12 protein-coding genes and 4 pseudogenes are annotated in these 21,306 nt (G+C 64.0%); 10 read left to right on the top strand and 6 right to left on the bottom strand.

Features of this window, described 5'->3' with window-relative positions; translation table 11 throughout:
• Positions 1 to 30 precede the first annotated feature (30 nt).
• The gene (locus HAP47_RS19095; protein WP_173643351.1) at positions 31 to 1,134 is read right to left on the bottom strand and encodes an anhydro-N-acetylmuramic acid kinase; all 1,104 of its coding nucleotides are present in this window, start codon (positions 1,132 to 1,134) and stop codon (positions 31 to 33) included.
• Positions 1,135 to 1,286: 152 nt separating this feature from the next.
• Here HAP47_RS19095 and tyrS point away from each other — a divergent pair, with 152 nt between their 5' ends.
• Together tyrS and HAP47_RS19085 are read left to right on the top strand one after the other, a co-directional pair.
• On the top strand, positions 1,287 to 2,540 hold the full coding sequence (tyrS, locus tag HAP47_RS19090; RefSeq protein WP_173643350.1) for a tyrosine--tRNA ligase: 1,254 nt from the start codon (positions 1,287 to 1,289) through the stop codon (positions 2,538 to 2,540).
• Between the two features lie 56 nt (positions 2,541 to 2,596).
• Positions 2,597 to 3,842: pseudogene (locus tag HAP47_RS19085) on the top strand (MFS transporter).
• A gap of 88 nt (positions 3,843 to 3,930) precedes the next feature.
• Here the strand turns inward: HAP47_RS19085 and HAP47_RS19080 are convergent.
• Positions 3,931 to 5,685, bottom strand: coding sequence for a hypothetical protein (locus HAP47_RS19080; protein ID WP_173643349.1), 1,755 nt, complete (start codon positions 5,683 to 5,685; stop codon positions 3,931 to 3,933).
• Between the two features lie 142 nt (positions 5,686 to 5,827).
• Here HAP47_RS19080 and HAP47_RS19075 point away from each other — a divergent pair.
• A pseudogene (locus HAP47_RS19075) lies at positions 5,828 to 6,010 on the top strand (MFS transporter); the annotation flags it as partial.
• Between the two features lie 525 nt (positions 6,011 to 6,535).
• Positions 6,536 to 6,871: a c-type cytochrome gene (locus tag HAP47_RS19070; protein WP_371821818.1), complete on the top strand. Its 336-nt coding sequence runs from the start codon at positions 6,536 to 6,538 to the stop codon at positions 6,869 to 6,871.
• A 1,051-nt stretch (positions 6,872 to 7,922) separates the two neighbouring features.
• Here the strand turns inward: HAP47_RS19070 and HAP47_RS19065 are convergent.
• Together HAP47_RS19065 and HAP47_RS19060 are read right to left on the bottom strand one after the other, a co-directional pair.
• Complete coding sequence (locus HAP47_RS19065; protein WP_173643348.1) at positions 7,923 to 8,747, bottom strand: LysR family transcriptional regulator; 825 nt, start codon at positions 8,745 to 8,747, stop codon at positions 7,923 to 7,925.
• A 593-nt stretch (positions 8,748 to 9,340) separates the two neighbouring features.
• Positions 9,341 to 13,045, bottom strand: coding sequence for a YhdP family protein (locus HAP47_RS19060; protein WP_173643347.1), 3,705 nt, complete (start codon positions 13,043 to 13,045; stop codon positions 9,341 to 9,343).
• Between the two features lie 226 nt (positions 13,046 to 13,271).
• On the opposite strand from HAP47_RS19060, the gene HAP47_RS19055 reads away from it, so the two are divergent.
• The 5 genes and pseudogenes from HAP47_RS19055 to HAP47_RS19040 all read left to right on the top strand — a co-directional run.
• Positions 13,272 to 14,006: a peroxiredoxin gene (locus HAP47_RS19055; RefSeq protein ID WP_173643346.1), complete on the top strand. Its 735-nt coding sequence runs from the start codon at positions 13,272 to 13,274 to the stop codon at positions 14,004 to 14,006.
• Between the two features lie 99 nt (positions 14,007 to 14,105).
• A complete protein-coding gene (locus tag HAP47_RS19050) occupies positions 14,106 to 15,458 on the top strand; it encodes a M23 family metallopeptidase (protein WP_173643345.1) in 1,353 nt (450 codons plus the stop codon).
• Between the two features lie 124 nt (positions 15,459 to 15,582).
• Complete coding sequence (locus tag HAP47_RS41590; protein ID WP_371821792.1) at positions 15,583 to 16,137, top strand: putative immunity protein; 555 nt, start codon at positions 15,583 to 15,585, stop codon at positions 16,135 to 16,137.
• A 177-nt stretch (positions 16,138 to 16,314) separates the two neighbouring features.
• Positions 16,315 to 16,451: pseudogene (locus HAP47_RS19045) on the top strand (IS5/IS1182 family transposase); the annotation flags it as partial.
• A gap of 9 nt (positions 16,452 to 16,460) precedes the next feature.
• Positions 16,461 to 16,586, top strand: a pseudogene (locus tag HAP47_RS19040) (M23 family metallopeptidase); the annotation flags it as partial.
• A gap of 191 nt (positions 16,587 to 16,777) precedes the next feature.
• Here the strand turns inward: HAP47_RS19040 and HAP47_RS19035 are convergent.
• Complete coding sequence (locus HAP47_RS19035) at positions 16,778 to 18,013, bottom strand: ABC transporter substrate-binding protein (protein WP_173643344.1); 1,236 nt, start codon at positions 18,011 to 18,013, stop codon at positions 16,778 to 16,780.
• 250 nt (positions 18,014 to 18,263) lie between these two features.
• On the opposite strand from HAP47_RS19035, the gene HAP47_RS19030 reads away from it, so the two are divergent.
• Positions 18,264 to 20,327, top strand: coding sequence for a carbamoyltransferase C-terminal domain-containing protein (locus HAP47_RS19030; RefSeq protein ID WP_231168932.1), 2,064 nt, complete (start codon positions 18,264 to 18,266; stop codon positions 20,325 to 20,327).
• Here the strand turns inward: HAP47_RS19030 and HAP47_RS19025 are convergent.
• Entirely contained in the window at positions 20,287 to 21,222 is a 936-nt protein-coding gene (locus tag HAP47_RS19025; RefSeq protein ID WP_173643342.1) for a DMT family transporter, read from the bottom strand. The genes HAP47_RS19030 and HAP47_RS19025 overlap by 41 nt on opposite strands.
• Positions 21,223 to 21,306: the final 84 nt, after the last annotated feature.

Below are 21,306 nucleotides of genomic sequence, written 5' to 3'. Positions count from 1 at the left end.
ACTGTCAAGGTAGATGCATTTGCATCTAAATCACGGTCGCGCGATGATGCCCCCGGTCATCGGGATCGGCACCCCCGTGGTGGCGGGATAGCTCAGCGGCAGCCCCCTCATCCCGCGCGCGGCGAGGAACCCGAAGGCCTGCGCCTCGATCGCATCCGCCGCCCAGCCGAGTGCCTCGGCGGGCTCGACGTGCGCCGGCGCCAGGCGCTCGCGCAGCATCCGCAGCATGGTGAGGTTGGAGGCGCCGCCGCCACAGATGATCCAGCTCTTTGGCCGCTTCGGCAGCAGCGGCACGACGCGGGCGATCGCGGCCGCCGTGAACGCGGTCAACGTCGCGGCGCCATCGGCCGGCGCCACGGCGCCGAGCTTCAGGCCGGCAAAGTCGTTGCGGTCGAGCGATTTCGGCGGCGGAACCGAGAAGAACGGCAGCTTGAGCGCCTGTGCGATCCAGGCTTCGTCCGGCTTGCCCAGCGCGGCGAACTTCCCGGCGGTGTCGAACGGCTGATGCATCTGGCGGAACATGAAATCGTCGAGCAGCGCGTTGCCGGGCCCGGTGTCGCAGGCGATCAGCGTATCGTTGCCGTCGATATAGGTGATGTTGGAGACGCCGCCGATATTGACCACGACGGTCGGCCCCTCGCGGTTCAGCGATTGCGCCAGCGCACGGTGGTAGACCGGCACGAGCGGCGCGCCCTGCCCGCCGGCCTCGACGTCGGCGGCGCGGAAATCATGCATCACCGGAATGTGGATCGCTTTGGCGAGCGCCAGCGCATCGCCGATCTGGACCGTCAGCTTCCGCTCAGGGCGATGCAGCACGGTCTGGCCATGGAACCCGACGATGTCGATATCCTGGGCGGAGATCCGTGTCTGCGCCGTGAAGCTGGCAACCGCCTCGGCATGGGCTGACGTGACGGCCTGCTCGGCCTGCCGCAAGATCCCCGGCCGGGCGTCGCGCCGTGTCAGATGAACCGCCTCGGTCAGCGCCTGGCGCAGCAGGCTGCGCTCGCTGTCGGTATAGGGCCGATACCCCGTAGGCCCGAAGGCCTTGATCTGGCGGCCGTCCGTCTCGATCAATGCCACGTCGACCCCGTCGAGCGAGGTCCCGCTCATCAGACCGAGTGCCGTTAACATCATTGTGGAAGCGCCCCAGCCGGGAACCCCCGGCTTGTCTCAAACAAGTACATCCTATAATGCCACTGCGCGTCCGCCTGCGGCAGCCTCAAGCATCAAGGTTCCGCAAATAGATGCAAAAACCGTAAAACAAGAATGATCTGGCTCGCCGACAAATGACTGCATTTAAATCGGATTTCCTGAACACTCTACAGGAACGCGGCTTCGTCCACCAGTGCTCCGATTTCGAGGGCCTCGACGCACTTGCCGCGAAGGGCGAGGCGACCGCCTATGTCGGCTATGACTGCACCGCGCCGTCGCTGCACATCGGCAACTTCCTCACCATGATGATGCTGTACTGGCTGCAACAGAGTGGCAACAAGCCGATAACATTGATGGGCGGCGGCACCACGATGGTCGGCGACCCCTCGGGCAAGGACGAGACGCGCGCGATGCGCACGGTCGCGGAGATCGAAGCCAACAAGACCTCGATCCGCGGCGTGTTCGCCAAGGTGCTGCGCTATGGCAATGGGACTTCCGACGCCATCATGCTCGACAACGCCGAGTGGCTGACCAAATTGAACTGGATCGAGATGTTGCGCGACATCGGCCGGCACTTCTCGGTCAACCGCATGCTCACGATGGATTCGGTGCGGCTCCGGCTCGAGCGCGAGCAGGAGATGAGCTTCATCGAATTCAACTACATGGTCTGCCAGGCCTACGACTTCGTCGAGCTGTCGCGCCGCGCCGGCTGCCGGCTGCAGATGGGCGGCTCCGACCAGTGGGGCAACATCGTCAACGGCGTCGATCTCGGCCGCCGCATGGGCTCGCCGCAACTGTTCGCGCTGACCACACCGCTGCTGACCACCGCCTCCGGCGACAAGATGGGCAAGACCGCCAAGGGCGCGGTGTGGCTCAACGCCGACCAGTTCTCGCCGTACGATTTCTGGCAGTACTGGCGCAACGTCGAGGACGCCGACGTCGTCAAGTTCATCAAGCTGTTCACGATCCTGCCGATGAGCGAGATCGGCAAGCTCGCAGCGCTCGGTGGCAGCGAGATCAACGAGGCCAAGAAGGTGCTGGCGACCGAGGCAACCGCCCTGCTCCACGGCCGCGACGCGGCCAATGAGGCCGCCGAGACCGCGCGCCGCACCTTCGAGGAAGGCGCGCTGGCCGAGACCTTGCCGACGGTGGAAATTCCGCGTGGCGAGTTCGAGGCCGGCGTCGGCGTGCTTGCCGCCTTCGTCAAGGCCGAGCTCGTCGCGTCCAACGGCGAAGCGCGGCGGCAGATCAAGGGCGGCGGCCTGCGCGTCAACGATGTTGCCGTCACCGATGAAAGGATGCTGCTGACGCCGGCCAATCTGACGCCGGAAGGCGTGGTCAAGCTGTCGCTCGGCAAGAAGCGCCACGTCCTGCTGAAGCCTGCATAGGCGCATTCGTATTTGTCGGTTGCAGGGGGTGCCGAAAGCGCGCTCCCTTCTTTTCGATGGATCAGACCACGCCCCCGAACGACACGCTTGCAACGCCGGCGCAGCAGTCGCGCGTCGCGCTGAACGTGCTCGCGCTCTGCTTCGTGCTGTCGGTGCTCGGGCGCGGTCTCAGCGACAGCTTCACGGTCTTCCTCAAACCGATCTCGGAAAATTTCGGCTGGGACCGCGCCTCCGTCGTGTCGGTCTATTCGCTGACCTGGCTCGCCAGCGGCCTCGCCGCGCCCCTGGTTGGACGGCTGTTCGACCGCTCGGGTCCGCGCGTGGTCTATGCGCTGGGCCTGTCGCTGCTCGGCTGCGCGTTCCTGATCGCCTCACGCGCCGAGCAGCTCTGGCAATTCCAGCTCAGCGTCGGCCTCTGCGTCGGCTTCGGCACCGCGCTGATCGGCAACGTCTCGAACTCGATCCTGCTTGGCCGTTGGTTCGGGCCGCGGCTGCCGACCGCGATGGCCGTGATGTATTCGGCGACCGGCGCCGGTCTCCTCATGCTGCTGCCGCTGTCGCAGGTGCTGATCGACCGGATCGGCTGGCGCGAGGCCTATCAGGTGTTCGGCATCAGTGCGCTTGGCCTGCTTGTCCCGCTCGTGTTCCTGCCGTGGCGGCTGCTCGCCGGCGGATCGCCGCACATCGTCAGGAAGGCGCAAGCCGGCCTCGCCGAAGAAGGCTGGACGCTGCTGGCCGCGATGCGCCACCACGCCTTCTGGGCGCTGTTCTCCACCTTCTTCTTCACCGCGGTCGCGATGTATGCGCTGACGGCGCAGATCGTCGCCTACCTGATCGATGTCGGCTTCCCGCCGCTGCACGCCGCGACCGCCTGGGGCTTCTCCGGCGTCGCGCTGTTCGTCGGCATGCTCGGCGTGTCCACGCTCGACGGCATCATCGGCCGCCGCCCCAGCGTGCTGTTCAGCTACGGCGCTTCGATCCTCGGCATCATCCTGCTCTGGCTGTTGCAGTGGTATCCGAACTACTGGCTGCTGACCGGCTTTGTGATCTGCTTCGGCAGCATGATCGGCTCGCGCGGCCCGCTGATCACCGCGACCGCGCTGAAAATCTTCCGCGGCGAGCGCGTCGGCACGATCTACGGGACGATCGTGATCGGCAGCGGCCTCGGCTCGGCGCTCGGATCCTGGGGCGGCGGCCTGATCCATGACTGGACCCACCTACAATCCGCTGATCGCCTTTGCGCTTGTCAACGTGGTGCTCGGCCTGATCCCATTCCTGGTGGTGCCGGCGCTGCGGCGCTAGGTCGACGACCCCTTGGACCGTAGATGCCAGTCAACAGCCTCTCCCCACGGGCAGATGGGGAGAGGCCGAAGGCTGCGACGTCTCTCGTTCAGTCGGTGTCGCTGCAATCGTCGCCGCGATGGTCGCGGCCGCAGGAGCCGCGGTCATGGGCCTCTTCCCGGCCATCGCCGGTGCCCGGCGTGAACGACACGCCACGCAGCGCCTCACCGGCGTTCGCGGTGCGCAGCGTGACAAAACGCTCGCCGGCCGGCAGCGTGGCCGCGGAAAGCTTGTCCGTGATCATCACCAGCTTGTTCGGATCGGCACCCTGGTCGCCGCTGCCGCTCACCGTGGAGGTGATCGCCCAGATCGACACGCTGCCGTCGCGATTGACGCGGCCGGTGATGTTGCGCAGGCCGTCGGTCGCCGGCGACCATGGCTTGCCGGTCGCGGTATTGTTGCCGGTTGGATAGCCCTGCACCGTGTAGGGCACACCGAGGTCAAGTCCCGCCTGCAAGGTGTAGACCTGCTTCCACGCCCCGGCAGTACTGTCGAACACCCACTTCTGCAATCCGGCTGACGTCTGCACCTTGGCAGCGGTATAGCTGTTCGATGTCGGGTCGAATGTCGCGGTGCCGTTGCCTTCGTCGGCGACGTAGAGCGTGTTCGCGTCGGCGAACCAGATACCGAACGGGAACGAACTCGTGCTCTTGAGCGCAGTCGGGAAACCGCTCAGCACGCACATGTTGTAGGGCGTGACGCCCTGCCCCGCCAACTTCGAGCCGTCGTAGAAGATCTGCGTCGTCGGCAGCGACGCAGACGGAGCCGGCAGGCCGACGCCGTTCGGGCACGCCTTCGGACTGCCGTTGGCGGCGTTGCCGGTGGTGTCGATGAAGTAGACGGTGTTGATTCCGTTCCCGCCGCTGCCCTTGGTCGTGTAGATTACGTTGTTGAACACGGTCAGACCGCGGAAATTGGTGTCCTTGCCGATCTTGTCAGCCTTCTGGCCGAGTTCGGTGATGTTGAAGCTGCCGAGCGGGAAAGGTCCGCCCGGGTCCGCCTGCCGGGCGAGCGGCGCATCGGCCTCTCGCGCGATCTGCAAGCCGGCGCCCGTGATGACGCCCGCGGGCTGCGGATTGCCGCCATTGCCCGCATTGCCGGCGGTGTAGAACACACCGGCACCATGCCGATCGTTGAAGATCGCAGCGCGGCCGTTGTTGCCGCTATAGCCGTTCACCTTGGTGAAGTGGAAGCGACCGTTCTCGTCGACTTCAGCGACCAGTCGATAATAGGTGCCGGGCACCGGATTGGTCGGATCGATGACGTCAGGGGTGTTAGAGTTCGACACGTCGATGGTGCCGATCGGAGCGAGATAGCCCATGAAGGTCACGCTGCGGTGATCGAGCGACAGATTGAGCGCCAGCTCCGATTTTGACGAGAAGCTGGTGACCATCTGGTCCTTGCTTTGGGACACACCGCGCTGAGCACTGTTCGGCACCTCGAGCGACTGCACATGTCTGCCGTCGAGACGCAGTTCGTCGAGCAAGATCTTGGCAGTCAGGCCGAACGAGCCGTCGACACCGTCGTTGTTGAACACCGTTGGATAGGTGCCGTCCGCCGTGGCGGTCACGCAATTTGGCGACACGCAGTTCGGCGGCAATTGTGTGACGCCGGGCGTGATGGTGACGGCGTTGTTGACGAACACCGCACGGCTCAACAACAGATGACCCGGCCGGAAATGAACGTCGTCGCCGTCGGCGTGCGCAAGACTGCTGCCCAGCGCCGTGGAGGCGAGCAGCGTCAACGCAAAAACCGGCCGAGACAGCGGAAGCCCCACAGGCGGGCGCAATCCTTTGGCGATCATTGCTTTTCTCCCAATGTAAGATTTTTCAGAAAGTGAGGGTCGCCTAGCCGCCCGCCATGGCGGCGGCCGGCGCGCGCAATCTGCGGGCGGACTGTTACGGGCGTGCGACAATCGACCGCACGTCCACTGCAGCCTCTCACGTCGGCGCATCGGCACGACTTACCGCGCCATCATCGGCAGCGCTCTGGGCTCTGGCCTTGGCTCCTGCGGCGGCGGCCTGATCCATGACTGGACCCGCAGCTACAATCCGCTGATCGCCTTCGCGCTCGTCAATGTCGTGCTCGGCCCGATTCCGTTCCTGGTGGTACCGGCGCTGCGGCGCTGACTGCTGCAAACCCAAGCTTGGCAAGATATGGAGAAGCCGCCAGTTTAGGCGGCCAAAAGCCAATGTAGGCGCATGCAAAAAGCACCAAAGTGGTCGACCGCCGATGGCAAGGGGCGTCCGCCCGTGAGGCCGGGACCCTGGCTCGAGACCTGCAACGGGGCCTCCTTGCCGTCATCCAAGGGGGCGTCGCCCCCAGTAGGGGACTTGCGTTGTTCGCGGTCGGAAGATTGGATGGCTGACTGGATCGCAAGGGCCAATATCGAGCACCTCAAAAGTTGCTCGAGACGGGAGAAGGACGCAGAAAAGCGCCGCGTCATCGAGCGTGAGCTGGCTGAGGAAAAACAGAAGCGGGCAGCTCTTCTCAAGAAGAATGAGAGAAAAGAGCTTAGGGAATTCTCCGGAGTGACTCGGCGCGTCTGGCAAACTATGCCTAGATCTTCTCTCGCGGCCGCAGCGGGAGCCTCGCTGAGAACCTCGCGATGCTGGGATGACAGGATGATGCGACAAGACGGCGGAAAGACTGCGATGAAGCGTTTCTTGCTGATACTGACAATAGGTCTCTTGTGGAACGCCTTCGCCCACGCTCAAGCTGAGGAGCAACGGAGGGGCAAAGACATGTTGCAAAAGCTATGCGCCGGCTGTCATGCCATTGGCAGGACCGGCGCGAGCCCGAACAGGCTGGCGCCACCCTTTCGCAGCTTTAGTGAAACCAAACTCTACGACAGCGACTTCTTGCAACGACTGCAGGACGGCTATAGCAGCATTCATCCCTCCATGCCGACCTTCCGCTTCAACAAGGAGGATGCTGAGGAGGTCGTCAGCTATCTGAAGTCAATTCAGGAGCCATCCAAGCCGAAATAGCACCTATCGATCTCGCGGGAGCGCTGGGCGCCACACGGGCACGCGAGAACAAACGTCTGGACTTTGAAGCCGCCAGAGGCGTAGCGACTGATAGGGCGTCGGCCCATTGCTGACATTGCCGCCTAATGCACCATCTCTGCTTTTGTGCCCGAGGCGGACGTTTGGCACACAGCTTCACCAACGTTTTTCATTGGTTACGAGTTTGATCTCCGTCAACAGAAGCGGCCGCCAAGGGTCTAAACAGACAATGCGTAGACCCCCTACGCATCCCCACCCTGGAGCCGTCAGCTTCCCCAAGGCTGACGGCTTTCTCTTACCGGAAGCTAGCTCCCGATCGTCCTCGCGCGGGAACATTGACCGAGAAGGCTGATCATACTCGAAGCGTGAATGGTGTTCGTTAGTGGGAGCGCTTGTTCTGAATCAATATGCTCCAAAAACAGAGGCCTAGCATTTCAATGAGCATTTGCCGAACGGCACAAGCGGGAGCCATTCGGCGATTGTGTTAGGGGCCCCGATCACCCCGTCCAGGCCTCGTTGAGCACGGCAACCCGTCACACAAAGTCTTTGGCGGGCCGTGTTCCTTTTGCCTCAAACGGCCGCCAGACGCTCTCATGGTAAACTGAAGGAGATCAATAATGTCACGTCGAAGTATTATTTCGGTCGCAGCATCCATCATCATTGGCATCGGATGCATTGCGACCATTTCAACTGAGGCCTCCGCATATCGCGGCGGGGTTGGTCGCGCTGGCGTCCACCGCGGTGGCGTCTACCACGGTGGTGCTTACCGCGGTGGCGTTTACCGGGGTGGCGTTTACCGTGGTGCAGCAGTACGCCGGGGGGTTGCCGTCGGCGTCGGAGCTGCTGCAGTCGGAGCCGCTGCCTATGGCGCATCGCGCGCTTATCGCTGCGGTTACTATCCCTATCCACCCTGCTACTAGCACCCGTGCAAATCCCGGCCCTTCGGGGCCGGGGCGCTGGCGCTGCAGCAACAGCCTGTCGACCATGGTCAAGTGCATATTGGCAGGCGGGGGACGACAGGAAGCCCGGCGGGTTACCGAACGTCAATTGTACCGTCTGAGATGGCACCAATCTTTGCCCCTGCGAGGTCCTCCAACAATTCGGAAAGCCCGGCTGCCAGGTGCTGCACGTGTGTCGCGGTCCAGCCCTCACGAATGCATACGACAGCTCGGCGAGCCGCCAGGACAGGCAGATAAGAGTCCTTGGAGACGACAAGGCCCGACGGAACGAATGCTGATGGCATGGCGGATACGCCCAGCCCGGCTCTGATTGCACTGGCACGTACTGCGGAATCGGAGCTCCGAAGCACGACTTGGTACGCAACTTTCATCCGCTCCAGCGGTTCGATGATCCAATTGTCTTCGGGGAGCGTAATGATGGGAATCGGAGCACCTGGTCGCGCGACAAAGTCCCGAGCCTTGACCCAACTGGTTTCAAACCTGAATTCGTCGACAATCAGGTTCTCGAGTTCGTGTCCGTCTGCATCGTGCATAAAGAGACAACCAACATCGACAAACCGCTCAACAAGGCCGCGCCGAATTTCGCTCGAATGCTCCCCAATCACGAAGACGTCGGAAAGACCTGCCTTGCCGAACCTTTCAAAGAGCGGTTCGGCAAACAACTGGCTGATACCCAGCCTGCAAACCGACGGGCGCTCGGATCCACCAAGTCTGAGAACCTGATCATTTGCGTCGATGACCCGACGTGCCTGTTGAAGCACCAGCTTTCCCAGCTCGGTTAGACTGGTGCCATTTGCAGTACGGACGAACAACTCGCCGCCTATGTATCGTTGAAGGCGCTTTATTTGCGAGCTGATTGCGGGCTGACTGAGGTGCAACAGCTCAGCCGCTTTCGACATAGAGCCTGCCTCCGCAATAGCAATGACTGTCCGGAATATCTCCGTTGGTATATTGGACGACCGTCGCAGCATCCTGTCACCTCGATAAAAGGTTACGACGGGCCGGCATGCAACGCAGTTGATACAAATCAATTGGATTCGCCACGAGCTCGGCTCCGTCCGCGGAGCGGCAGCCAGGACCTGCGAGCTGGCTCCAGAGCACTCTCGGTTCTGACTGAATCAAAACCGAAGCTTTAGATTCTTGTCTTGACGCGGTTTCTTCACGCGCATCGGGCCTCCACTTCGCTCGAAGACGCTCCCGTGAATGCGCACAGGATTCCGAGAGATCGACAGACACGACGTGCACGTGGTCTACGGCGGCTCATTTGGACTGCACCGTTCAACTCGAACACGGCGGTGCGCCGCCAGAATGTAATTTCGCCGGAAGCCAGCTGCTCGCACCGGCGACGTGTTCACGAAGGTGCAGTCTCAATGGCAAATCGTTCGAAACGAAAGATGCGAAGCGACTGAAGCCAAATCCGCTTCGGGTCGAAAACGACGACGACGGCGAGCGCGCGATCTCCACCTGCAGCGGACGTTGACGAGCGCGTGCTCTAATTGTTCGTCGTCGGCAGGTCGTTCGGCCCGTACTGCTTGAACTCGAAGATCTTGCGCGTCAGGCCGGGCGCCAGTGCCGAGATCGGGTTGACGCGCAGCACCGGCTGGCTGGGCGTGCCGACCACTTCGTAGGTCACGCCGATCAGGCCTTCATTGCTGCCGGCGCCGAGGAAAATTCCGAAGAACGGGATCTGGCCGAACATATTGTTCAACCCGTACATCGGGATGAAGGTGCCGTTCATCCGCACCTGGTTGCCGACATAGTCGATGCTGCCTTCGATCGTCGCGCCGATGCTCGGTCCCTTGACCACGCCGTTGCGGATCGAAAGCTGGCCGCTCTGGCGCGTGAACTCGGCGCGCAGCGCGTCGAACCCGATGCCGTTCTGGGTGCTGACCGGCCCGCCGGCGACGGCGCGGTCGAGCTGGGTTTCGCCCTTCACCGAGAAGCCGGTGATGTTGATGAGTCCTTCCCTCGGGCTCGGCTCGGGGATCGGCGGCTCCATCGCCAGCGTGAGCTGGCCGCCCACCACCTTCGAGTACGTGTCGATGAAGCGCAGGAACGCGCCGGCGTCGCCGGTTTGCAGGTAGATCACCTCGCGTCCCTGCTGGCGGCCGCGCATATCGACGCTGACGGGGGTGTCGCGGCCGACCCGGCCGCTCAGCGTGAACGCCTTGAAGAACCCGTTGCGGCGCGAAATCTTGGCGTCGACGCCGCGCAGCGCTTCGCCGTTGAACCCGGCCACCGCGCCGAGTTTCAGATCGACATCGAAATCGGTGGTCTTGGTCTTGCTCTTCGGATCGCTGTCGCGGCCGGAGATCGCCGATTTCAGGAAGCCGCGGCCATCGAACACGTCGCCGCGCATCGTCACCTTGATCACGCCGTCGGGACCGCGATCGGCCCGCAGCGATGTCTTGTCGCCGTCCGACGGCGCATAGGTCGGGAAGTTCGCATTCATGAGGTCGCCGTTCTGGTCGACCTCGAGCGCGCCCTTGATCGAGACGCCGCTGCCTTCGATCGAGATATCCTCGAACCGCGTCGACTGACCCTTCGGCACCACGTTGAAGGTCGCCTTGCCGCCCCTGCCCTGCGCCTTGACCCATCCGGGTAGGACGTTGTCGAGCTTGAGCTGGGTCAGGTCGGCCTCGACGCCCATCTTGGTGGTGGGATTGTCGCCGCTGCCGATCTTGCCGCTCAGCTTGATCGGGATCGCGCCCGACACTGCGGGGCCGAGATCAAGCCCGAGCCGCGCGCGGCTCGCGTCATCCAGCGTTGCCTGCAGCTTGACGTCGGCATCGCCGTCGGCCGGCTTGCGGTAGTCGAGCGAGGCCGCCTGCCCGTTGATCTTGACGTCGCCCTTGACCTGGAAGCCGGCATTGCTCGCAATCACCTTGAGCGTGTTGGCCTCGAGCTTCTGGTTCATGACCAGCTTGTCGACGGCAACGCCGGAGATGTCGGCGGTGACCGAATATTGCGTGTCGGCCTTAGTCAGTCCGCCCGTCACCGGCATGCCGAGATTGATCGTGGCCGTGACGTTGCCCTTGCTGGCGTTGGGATCGATCGGTGGACCGGAGAGATCGCTGAGCCGGTCGGATGCGAGGATCTCGGCGGCGGCCGGCACCGGACAGTCGACCCGGAACTTGACCTTCGACGGCGACGGTTTCGGCGCCATGTCGGGCACCTCGAAGGTGAAATCCGACAGCGTGATCTTGCGGCCGGCCGGCGTGTCGGCGATGCCTTGGTTGATGGTCACGGTCGCCGTGCGGCCGGTGACCCTGGCCTTCAGATCCGCATCATGCACCGCAGGCATCTTGTCCACTGGACGCACCGTGACACCCGACGCGACGATGTTGACCGAGAGGCCGTCATCCGGGATCGGCGGACCCTTGCGCGACAGATTGTGTACCGGCGAATTGACGCCGACATCGATGCGCTGGAGCGTGCCGCGGTCGATCCGCTCGAGCACCCATTCGCGCACCTCGGGCACGATGATGATCGGCCACATCCGCTTCAGCGCGGAGGCCGACATCGGCGTGCCGGCGAAGCCGAGCTGCAGCCGCGGCTCGCCCGAATAGTCGATGCTGCCGGTGCCGGCGACGCCGATTTCGCCATTGCTGATATCGGCCTGGGTCAGCAGCACCCGCTTCTTCTCGGTATCGAACCGGAAACCGATGTTGATGCGATTGAAGATCAGCGGCGGTTCGTCCTTGTCGGCGCCAGCGAGCACGATGGTGCCGCCGGACAGGCCAGCCTGCCAGTCGGTGACGTTGTCGTTCGGCGGCTCGAGATGGCCGAGCAGCGTGATGCGGTTGGCCCCCGAGACGATCTTGATCGGCGCCAGCAGCACGCGGCGCCCCGAATCCCACTCGACGCTCATCTCGGCCGAATCGACCGGCATCGGGTAGTCGGGCGTGTCGGTGTCGATGATGTTGCCGGCGCCGACATTGATCTTGCCGCGGAAATAGGTCGGCAGGCCGTCGCGGCCGAGTTCGCCCTTCATCTCGCCCGACAGCGGCAGGTCGGCGGTGTAGGTGAGATCCTTGGTCCGCATCGCGAGCAGGATGTTGCGCGTGGAGACCTTGTCGGCCTTGATGTCGACCGAGCGCACGCCGTTCTGCTGCGGTCCAACCAGGACACGGACCGACCAGGGCTTTGCGCCGTCCTCGCCGAAGCTGAGCGCAACCCCGCCGCCGCTCGGGCGTCGCAGGCTCAGGCTGATATTCTCAAAGCTCCATTTGTTGCCGCGCTGCTGGTCGTCGACGACGAGATTGCCGTTCTTCAGGCCGATCTCGTTGAGGTTCTGACCGTCGAGGCCGGTCATGCTGAGGCTGTCGAGCCAGTCGAGGCCGGCGAGCAGCCCGCTCTGGGCCGAGTCGGGTGCAGCCGCCGAGGGCCCGGAGGCAACCGGAGGCAAGGCAACCGGTGGCGGCGGCGCAGCGGTCGTCGGCCGCGGGAATGTCGGCGGCAGCCCCGCCTCCCGCTTGGATGCAACGCCGGTGGCGAGCGGTTTTGCGGTGTCGCCGGCGGACACAGTGACATTGCCGTCGGGGGTGATGCGCACCGACAGTTCCGCATCGACCAGATTGAGGCTCTCCGCCCGCAACTGGCCCATCAGCAATGCCGTTCCCGACAAGCGCACTTCGGCTTTCGGCGCGCTGGCAACGACCGCGTGGTCGCGGTCGCGGACGATGATGTCACGGATGCGCACCGCGATCCTGACGCGGCCGGCACGCTCGATCTGCGTTCCGCCGACCTCGACCGTGTTGCCGTGGCCGATATTCTCCTCGATCGCCGCGGCCAGCCATGGCGTCGCCAAATCGAGATTGATCGGACCGGCGCCGAGCCGCCACCACAATGCGCCGAAGCAGGTCGCGAACATCACGACCAGCACCACGAGCACCAGCCCGATGCGACGGATCCAGCGCTCGCCGTGCAGCCAGCGCTGCATGCCGGAGCAGAAGTCGGTGAAACGATGCAGGTTGGTGTTGGAACGCGCCAGCAATTGCCGCGCACGGTTGCCCGTCGCCTCATCCTGCTCGTCCCACGCGGCGTCGTCTTCCCATTGCGAGAAGTCAGTTCCGGCGCGTGGATTTGGACCCTGCGGCGACGTGTTCCTTGCCATTGCCTCTCGGTGCTGACGGCGAAGCTGATCGCCGCCATCGGGGCGCCCGTCGACTGTTATCGAGCGCTCCCTTGCCGGCATCGCCGCCTATCCTCGCCTAATCATGTTACTCGCCGATGGCCCCGGAACGGACCAAACCAACCAATCGAAAGCCAATTCAGCAAGCGGACGGGTAACGCGTCGAATTCCTTGTCACCATACTCCGTGGCCATCAAACTTGCCCAGCGGCCGATGCGAATCCGGCCGCGGCGAATGAGACCGCAATACCCCAATGGTTGAGCTTCGGAAAGCGACGAAAGGAAGGCGTATGTCCAAGAAAACGCGCAAGAAATCCTCCAACACAACCGGAAAGCGGGTCGCAACAAGGGTTGCGCGCGCCGCAAGCGCAAGCACTGGGAAGTCCGCGACGAAAACCCGCACAACGGTTGCGAAGAAGGCCGTGGCCAAGAAAGCAACAAAGGCGAAGGCCAAGACCACGACAAAGACCGCAGCGGGTGTTCAAGGCAAAGCCTCGCACAAGGCCGCATCGAAACCGTTAAAGCCTGCGCCGGCCGCAACCGTGACCAAGCCGTCCGCCGTCACACTCGCCGAAGGCGCCACAGCGCCTGGATTCGACCTGCCGCGCGACGGCGGAGGCAGCGTTTCACTGAGGGATTTTGCCGGCAAGAAGCTGGTGCTGTTCTTCTATCCCCGCGCCGACACCCCGGGCTGCACAAGGGAGGCGATCGACTTCACCCGGCTCAAGAATGAGTTCGCGGCTGCAGGTGCCGAGGTGGTCGGCATTTCCGCCGATACGGTTAAGGCGCAGGAGTCATTTCGAAACAAACACCAGCTGTCCGTGCCGCTGGTCTCGGACCCGGCCCATCAGATGCTCGAGGCGTACGGCGCCTGGGGCGAAAAATCCATGTATGGCAGGACCTTCATGGGAATTATTCGCACCACGGTTCTAGTCGATTCCAGTGGAAAAGTCGCCCGGATCTGGCGCCATGTGAAGGTCGACGGCCATGCCGAAGCGGTATTGGAGGCCGCCCGCTCGCTCTGACCGGAGGGTTCCGTTTCCTGAAAATTAACCATGGCCGGCTCAAATCGGCCCCGCAAATTAGCCGTACGGAGCTTGGTCCGACCGGCCGCGGGAGTACCGATGTCGAGCCGGTCCGGTCATCACCAGAAACACCATCATCCGCAAGACCATGGCCGCTCGCCGGCACGCCGTCCGGTGGTCCAGCATGCCGCCGCACCGGCAGCGGCCGCCTCCGGCGAGGGCTATACCCTGGTTCATGCCGGCAAGCAGGTCCGGTTCGGACCGGTGGTGTTCTGGATCGCGGTCGGCACCGTGGTCCTGCTCGGCATGTGGTCGGCGGCGACCGCGACGTATTTCGCGTTCCGTGACGACGTCCTGACCCGGTTGATCGCGCGCCAGGCCGAGATGCAATACGCCTATGAGGACCGCATCTCGGAGCTGCGCGCCAAGGTTGACCGCACCACCAGCCGCCAGTTGCTCGATCAGGAACAGTTCGACCAGAAGCTCGACCAGATCATGAAGCGGCAGTCGGCGCTGGAATCACGCGCCACCGCGCTCGGCGCGATGCCTGATGTTGCGACCACCGGATCGATCAAGCCGCAGGGCCGCGCCGACGCCGCGCCGTCATCCGGTACGCCGAAGCCCTCCCCGATCAGCGACACCGTGATCTTCGTGGCGCCGCCGGATCGCGAGGCGCGGCTGGAATCGCGCGCGCCGCTCATCGCCAAGGCGCAACCGAACCAGTTCGCCAAGGCCCAGGGCGTCGACAACGTCCTGGTCCGCCTGCAAACCTCGCTCGACCAGGTCGAGCGGCGCCAGGTCGCCGCGCTCTCCTCGGTCGAGGACGGCATCGAATCGCGGGTGCGCCGGATGCGCGGCGTGATCTCCGATCTCGGCCTCAACATGGCGCAGCTCGAAGCCGCGACGCCGCGCTCCGGCATGGGCGGCCCCTATGTGCCGGTCAAGCTCGCGCCCGACGCCGGCGCGTTCGAGCGCCAGCTCTACCGCATCAACATCAACCGCGCGCAGATGCAGCGCCTGAACCAGACGCTGGCGCTGGTGCCATATCGCAAGCCCGTCGTCGGCGAGGTCGAATTCACCAGCGGCTTCGGCGTCCGCTCCGATCCCTTCCTCGGCCGTCCGGCGATGCACACCGGGCTCGACTTCCGCGCCGCGCAGGGCGATCCGGTGCGCGTCACCGCCAACGGCAAGGTGGTGTCGGCGGGGTGGGCCGGCGGCTACGGCCGCATGGTCGAGGTCGATCACGGCAATGGGCTGTCGACCCGCTACGGCCATCTCTCCGAGATCGGCGTCAAGGTCGGTGAATACGTCAAGATCGGCCAGGTGATCGGCGCCGTCGGCTCGACCGGCCGCTCCACCGGTCCGCATCTGCACTATGAGACCCGCATCGACGGCGAAGCGGTCGATCCGCAGAAATTCCTCCGCGCCGGCGTCCGGCTCAGCGCGGGTTAGGTAGGCCGTGAACTCATAAATCGGGAAACGACCGAGATTGGTGGGACTGTCGGCTTTTGGGTCACGTAGACCGCAAAGCGGTCATATTTGGCTGAATGGTTGAGTTTCATTTTTAGAGTCTGAGATGGCGAAATCTTCGCAGGCGTTGAGCGAATCCGACCGGCGACTTGTCGCTGCATGGGCCGCCGACTGTGCTGAACGAGTTCTGCGGATTTTTGAAGCTGAAAGGCCGACTGACGGTCGCCCTCGCGCTGCTATCGCCCGGACCCGAGCGTACTCCCGCGGGGAGTTGGATACCGCCGTGGAAATTCGCCAACGGTTTATGGGCGGCGGCGCTGCTAAAGAGGTGAAGTCTCCCGCAGCCGCTGCCGCCGCCAGAGCTGCCGGTCAAGCCGCAGCCGTTTGCCACATGGGTGCACACGCCTTGGGCGCCGCAGCCTATGCAGTTAAGGCCGCTAGCTTAGCGTCTCCCGACCGGCCAGGAGCCGCCGATGACGAGGTTCGCTGGCAGCTCATGCATATGAAAGCCGAGGTGCGGACTGCACTGCGAGCGCTTCCACGTGTAGGCGAAGACCGTTCGGGTCCCTTAGGGCCGGGGCTCCTCGCCTCAGGCCAACTAGGCATCATAATCCGTGACCTTCAGGCCGCCCTTTCCCTGCCGGACCGAAAGCCAGATTGAGCAAAAGATCTAGCACCAAGCGCCCGTTCGGTCCGCTAAGAAAGCGTGGCTCCATTGGTGTTGACCTACGCCGAGCCACCGCTCTTGCGCTTCGCGGTTCGGCGGCAAATGCCGGACGTGGGGCCGTTTGCCGACTGGCCGCTTTCATATCGCGCCGAACTCTGATTCAAGCTCAATATGAGCCGATGTGATTTGACCGACTTCGAATGGCGCGTGATCACGCCGCTGCAGCCCAACAAGCCGAGAGGCGTGCTCCGCGTCGATGATCGGCGCGAGCTGAACGGCATTTTTTGGTGCTTCGATCGGGAGCACCATGACGCGACGTCGGCGCTGTCGGTTCGACCGGCCGTTCCACCGGTCCGCATCTGCACTAAGAAACCCGCATCGACGGCGAAGCGGTCGATCCGCAGAAATCCCTCGGCGCCGGCGTGCGGCTCAGCGCGGGCTAGAACCTCCAATCGCTTCTGGTTCTAAAGGCCGGCGCAGCCTGTGCCGGTTTCGTTTTGCCGGATCAGCGGCGGCCACCGCCGCCGGGCCCCAATCCTTCTCACAATCACATGAGGTGGCTTTGGGTCCTGGCTTTCGTCAGGACGACAGCAGTGTTTGCCGCACTGGCAACGTCTTCATGACCCCCAATCGCCTATCGCGTCGGGTCGTGTCCGACCTCACCCGTGATGACGTCGCCGAACAGCTCCCACGCTTCGCCGTTGAACCGCATCAATTGCATCTGTTCGATCGGAAAGTAGTCGTCCGGAGAGGTATTGACCATGACGCCCGGCAACATCAGGTCGGAGTGGAAGTTCTTCAGATTGGCGGCCTGCTTCATGACGTTCTCGCGCGTGAGATTGTCGCCGCATTGCTTCAGCACCTGCACCATGGCCTCGGCCTGCACATAGCCATAGAGATTGTTGGCGTTTCCCTTGTCGCCGTCAGGATAATACTTGTCCATGAAGGCGCGCCAGTTCTGTACGGGAGGATCCTTGTCCCAGGTCGGGTCGGTCGGATCCTTCAGATAGGCCGTCGAGATGATGCCTTTGGAATATTCGAGCCCCGCCGGTTTCAGCACCGAGGCAACCGAGGTCGCGGTGTTGGCGAGGAAGAACTTCGGCTTCCAGCCGAGCTCGCCGACTTTGCGGATCGCCTGCGCCGATCCCTTCGGCGCCGCCCAGGAGAAGAAGATGTCGGCGCCGGAATCGTGCAGCGCGACGATCTGCGAATCGATCGAGGGATCGGAGACCTCGTAGGACTTGTCGGCGATGATCATGCCCGCCTTGTCGCCGAGCCCGTCCTTCAGGCCCTTGAACTGATCCTTGCCGGCGTCGTCATTCTGCCAGAACACCGCGATCTTGCTGTTGGGGTATTTGTCGCGAATGTATTTCGCATAGATACGCCCCTCGCTCTGGTAGTTGGGCTGAAAGCCCATCGTCCAGGGGAAGTTCTTGGGGTCGCCGAACTTCGTGCCGCCGGACGCAACGAACAATTGCGGCACCTTCTTGGCATTCATGTATTTCATGATTGCCGAATTCGAAGGCGTGCCGAGCGCCTGGAAGATGAGCAGCACCTCGTCGCTCTCGACCAGCTTGCGCGCCTGCTCGATCGCTTTCGGCGGCGAATAGGCATCGTCGTAGCTGATGAAGGTGATCTTGCGGCCATTGATGCCGCCCTGCTCGTTGATCATCTTGAAGAACGCGGCCTCGGTCTTGCCAATCACGCCGTAGGACGACGCCGGACCGCTATACGGCATGATGTTGCCGATCTTGATTTCGCCATCACTTGCGCCGGGATCGTATTTCTTCTGCGCTGTGGCCGAGGTCGCGATCAATGCGGCACTTGCGAAGGCCACGATCGCGCCAATATATCCAGAACGAACCGGCATCGTTTTCTCCCCGATTTTTGTCGTTGGTTTTGACGGCAAGTCTCGCAAGAGACGCATGTGCTGGCAAGCGCTGGGTTTTTCCGTTGGGCGAAACGGCATTGTTGCCTGGCGCTAGTTATGATTGAAGTCGATCTGGGGATCACGAGTCGAGGCGTTCTGATTGCGTAAACCGGACATTCGTACCGGTCCGAGGCATCCGCTTATTGCGGCCGCGGGCTATGAGATCACGCGCCGCCTCAGCGAGTCCGCATTGGCGAAGCGTGGCCTGCACAAGGCCAGTGGCGAGTTCGCGCAACGCACGATCGCCTCGATCCGCGAAAAGCTGCAGCGCGGCGAGACCGTCTACATCGCCGGACTCGCCTGCCCCGGCACCCACAACACCGGCGTCGCGCTGGTCGAGGTCACCCAGAAGGACGGACCGCGCCTGATCGTCAACAACGAGGAAGAGCGCTTTTCCGGAAACAAACACACCAACGAGTTTCCGCAACACGCGCTCGACGACATGCGCAAGGTGTTGCAACGGATGGGCCGCGACATCGGCGACATCGCAGCCTTCGTCACGACATGGGACTATCCGGCGCTGCTGGCGATGCTGATCCGCACCTCGCTCGAGGAAGCGCCGGCCAGCATCAAATTGCTGCGCGCGCCGATCGCGCCGGCGATCAACCTGCGCCATATGGACCAGGTGCGGCGTATATCGCGCAGGCTCGGCGAGATGTACGGGCTTGGCGAACAGCTGCCGCTGATCTGCATGCCGCATCATGACAATCACGCCTGGTACTCGTTCACCGCGTCGCCGTTCGCCGATGTGCGCGAGCGTGTGGCAATTGCGGTGCTCGACGGTACCGGCGACGTCGGCTCGATCTCGCTCTATGTCGCCGAGAGCGGCGAGATGAAGCGGCTCTATTGCAACGAGAGCCTGTTCGATTCGCTCGGCGCCTTCTACACCGTGATCTCGTCGAGCCAGGGCGGCTGGACCTGGCTCTCCAGCGAGGGCCGCTACATGGGCGCCGCCGCCTGGGGCGACATGAACCGCGCCACCAATCGCTATTATCAGCGCCTGAAGGCGGTGCTGCAGCTCGGGCCCAATGGCAGCGTGCAGCTCAACCGCGCGATGGCCAATTGGTATGCCGACCCCGCCGACAATCCCTATCATCAACCGCTGATCGATATTCTCGGCCCGCCGCTGCGGCCCGACCAGCTCTGGAATCCCGACGCCGTGCTGCGCGTCGAGGACATCAATCACCGCGCCGACACCAAGGACCGCGTCGACAAGGCGGCCGCGACGCAATTGGTGTTCGAGGACGCGATGATCCATGTCATCGATCATCTCCTGCGCATCACCGGCACCGACCGCCTGGTGCTGACCGGCGGCGTGGCGCTGAACGCGCTCGGCAACATGCGGCTGCTCGAGCACTTTGACGAGGCCTGGTTCGAACGCGTGCAGCAGCGAAAGACGCGGCTGCATATGTGGGTGCCGCCGGTGCCCGGCGATCCCGGCGTGCCGATCGGCGCGGCGTGGCTGTTCGCGCATATGGCGGGCGCCGCGCGCGGTGCGCCGCTGTCGCACGCATTCTACTGCGGCCTGCCGCCTTCGAACGCCGACATCGCCGCGGCGCTGCGCGCCGACGACGTCGCCTCGACCGAGATCGGCTATGTCGCGACATCAGAAGGGCGCGATGCGGTCGCCGATCTGATGGCCAGCATGGTGGCGCAAGGCGGCGTGATCGCGATCTATCAGGGCGCGGCCGAAACCGGGCCGCGCGCGCTCGGCCATCGCTCGATCCTCGCCAATCCCTGCGACCCCGAGGTGCGCGAGCGGCTCAACGAGCGCGTCAAGTATCGCGAGGCGATCCGGCCGCTGGCGCCGATGGCGACCCTGCAGGCCGCGCACGACTATTTCGAGCTGGAAGACGGCGCATCCGACGACGACTACAACGCCTACAACTACATGGTGCTCACGGCGCATTCGAAGCCGGAGGCACGCGCGAAGATTCCAGCCGTGGTGCATGCCGACGGCACCGGCCGCATCCAGATCGTGCGCGAGGCCGACGATCCCCTCACCCATGCCTATCTGAAGGCGCTCGGCCGCCATATCGGCGTCGAGATGTCGGTCAACACGTCGTTCAATGTCGCGGGCCCGATTGCGCAGACGCCAGCGCAGGCGATGGACACGCTGCGCCGCTCCAGGGGGCTCGATGCCGTGGTGCTGGTGGCCGACGACGGCACCGCCTACGCCGCCTGGCACGGCGGCGAGCGCGACAGCGGCCGCTTCACCGGCTGGTATGCGGCGTGGAAACAGGCGCGCGGCTGAACCAGGTCAAGACGCGCCCGTCGATCAGCAGCAGCGCGCTCGCGATCACCAGTGCGCCGATCACCTCGCGCGGCGCGACCGGCTCGCCGAGCACGAGATATCCGAGCAGCATCGCGGTGACCGGAATCAGCAGCGTCACCAGCATCACATTGGTCGCGCCCGAGCGCTGCAGGATCTGAAAGAACACGATGTAGGCCAGCGCCGTCGACAGCGCCGCGAGCCGGAGCACGGCGAGCCACGTGGTCGGATGCGGCATCGGCAGCAGCCAGGGTCGTTCGGCCGCACCGGCGACAACCGCCATCATCACGCTGGAGGCCATCATCTGGAACGTCGCCGTGCCCAGAGGCGGCACGCACTGCGGCAGCCGTCGCCCGACCAGCGCCGCGATGCCGTAGCTGAGGGCGCCGGCGAGGCACAGCAGGATGCCGATGCCCTGCCTGCTCTCGAAGCCGAGCGCATCACCATGCAGGATCGCGACCCCGATCAGTCCGACCACCACGCCCGCCACGCGGCGCGCCTGCAGCCGCTCCTCGCCGGCCACCGCCATCACGACCACCGCAAACAGCGGCGTCGTCGCATTGAGGATCGAGGCCAGCCCGCTCGGAATATAAGTCTGCGCGAACACGATCAGCGAGAACGGCAGCGCGTTGTTGAACAGCCCCATCGCGGCGAACGGCGCCCAACCAGCAAGGCCACGCGGGAACTCGATCTTCCGGGCGCGCAGCAGCGGCAACAGGATGAGCGCGCCGAGCACGACGCGCAGCAGCACCAGGGTCAGCGGCGGCAATTCGCGCAGGATCACGCCGTTGAAGAAGAACGAGCCGCCCCACAGTACCGACAGAAAGCCGAGCAGCCCCCAGTCGCGGCGATCGATCCTGTTGTCGGCGGAAGGCATGGCGGGCACTCATCTGCGCTGGCGCAGATGCCTAGCCGGGCGCGGCGGCGCTGGCCACCCGATTTCCGTGAATGGCGGCTCTGC

Source organism: Bradyrhizobium sp. 41S5 (genome assembly GCF_011516665.3).
Taxonomy (GTDB): domain Bacteria; phylum Pseudomonadota; class Alphaproteobacteria; order Rhizobiales; family Xanthobacteraceae; genus Bradyrhizobium; species Bradyrhizobium quebecense.
Note: the sequence above shows the minus strand (reverse complement) of the source record. Positions and strands in the feature narration are given on the sequence as shown.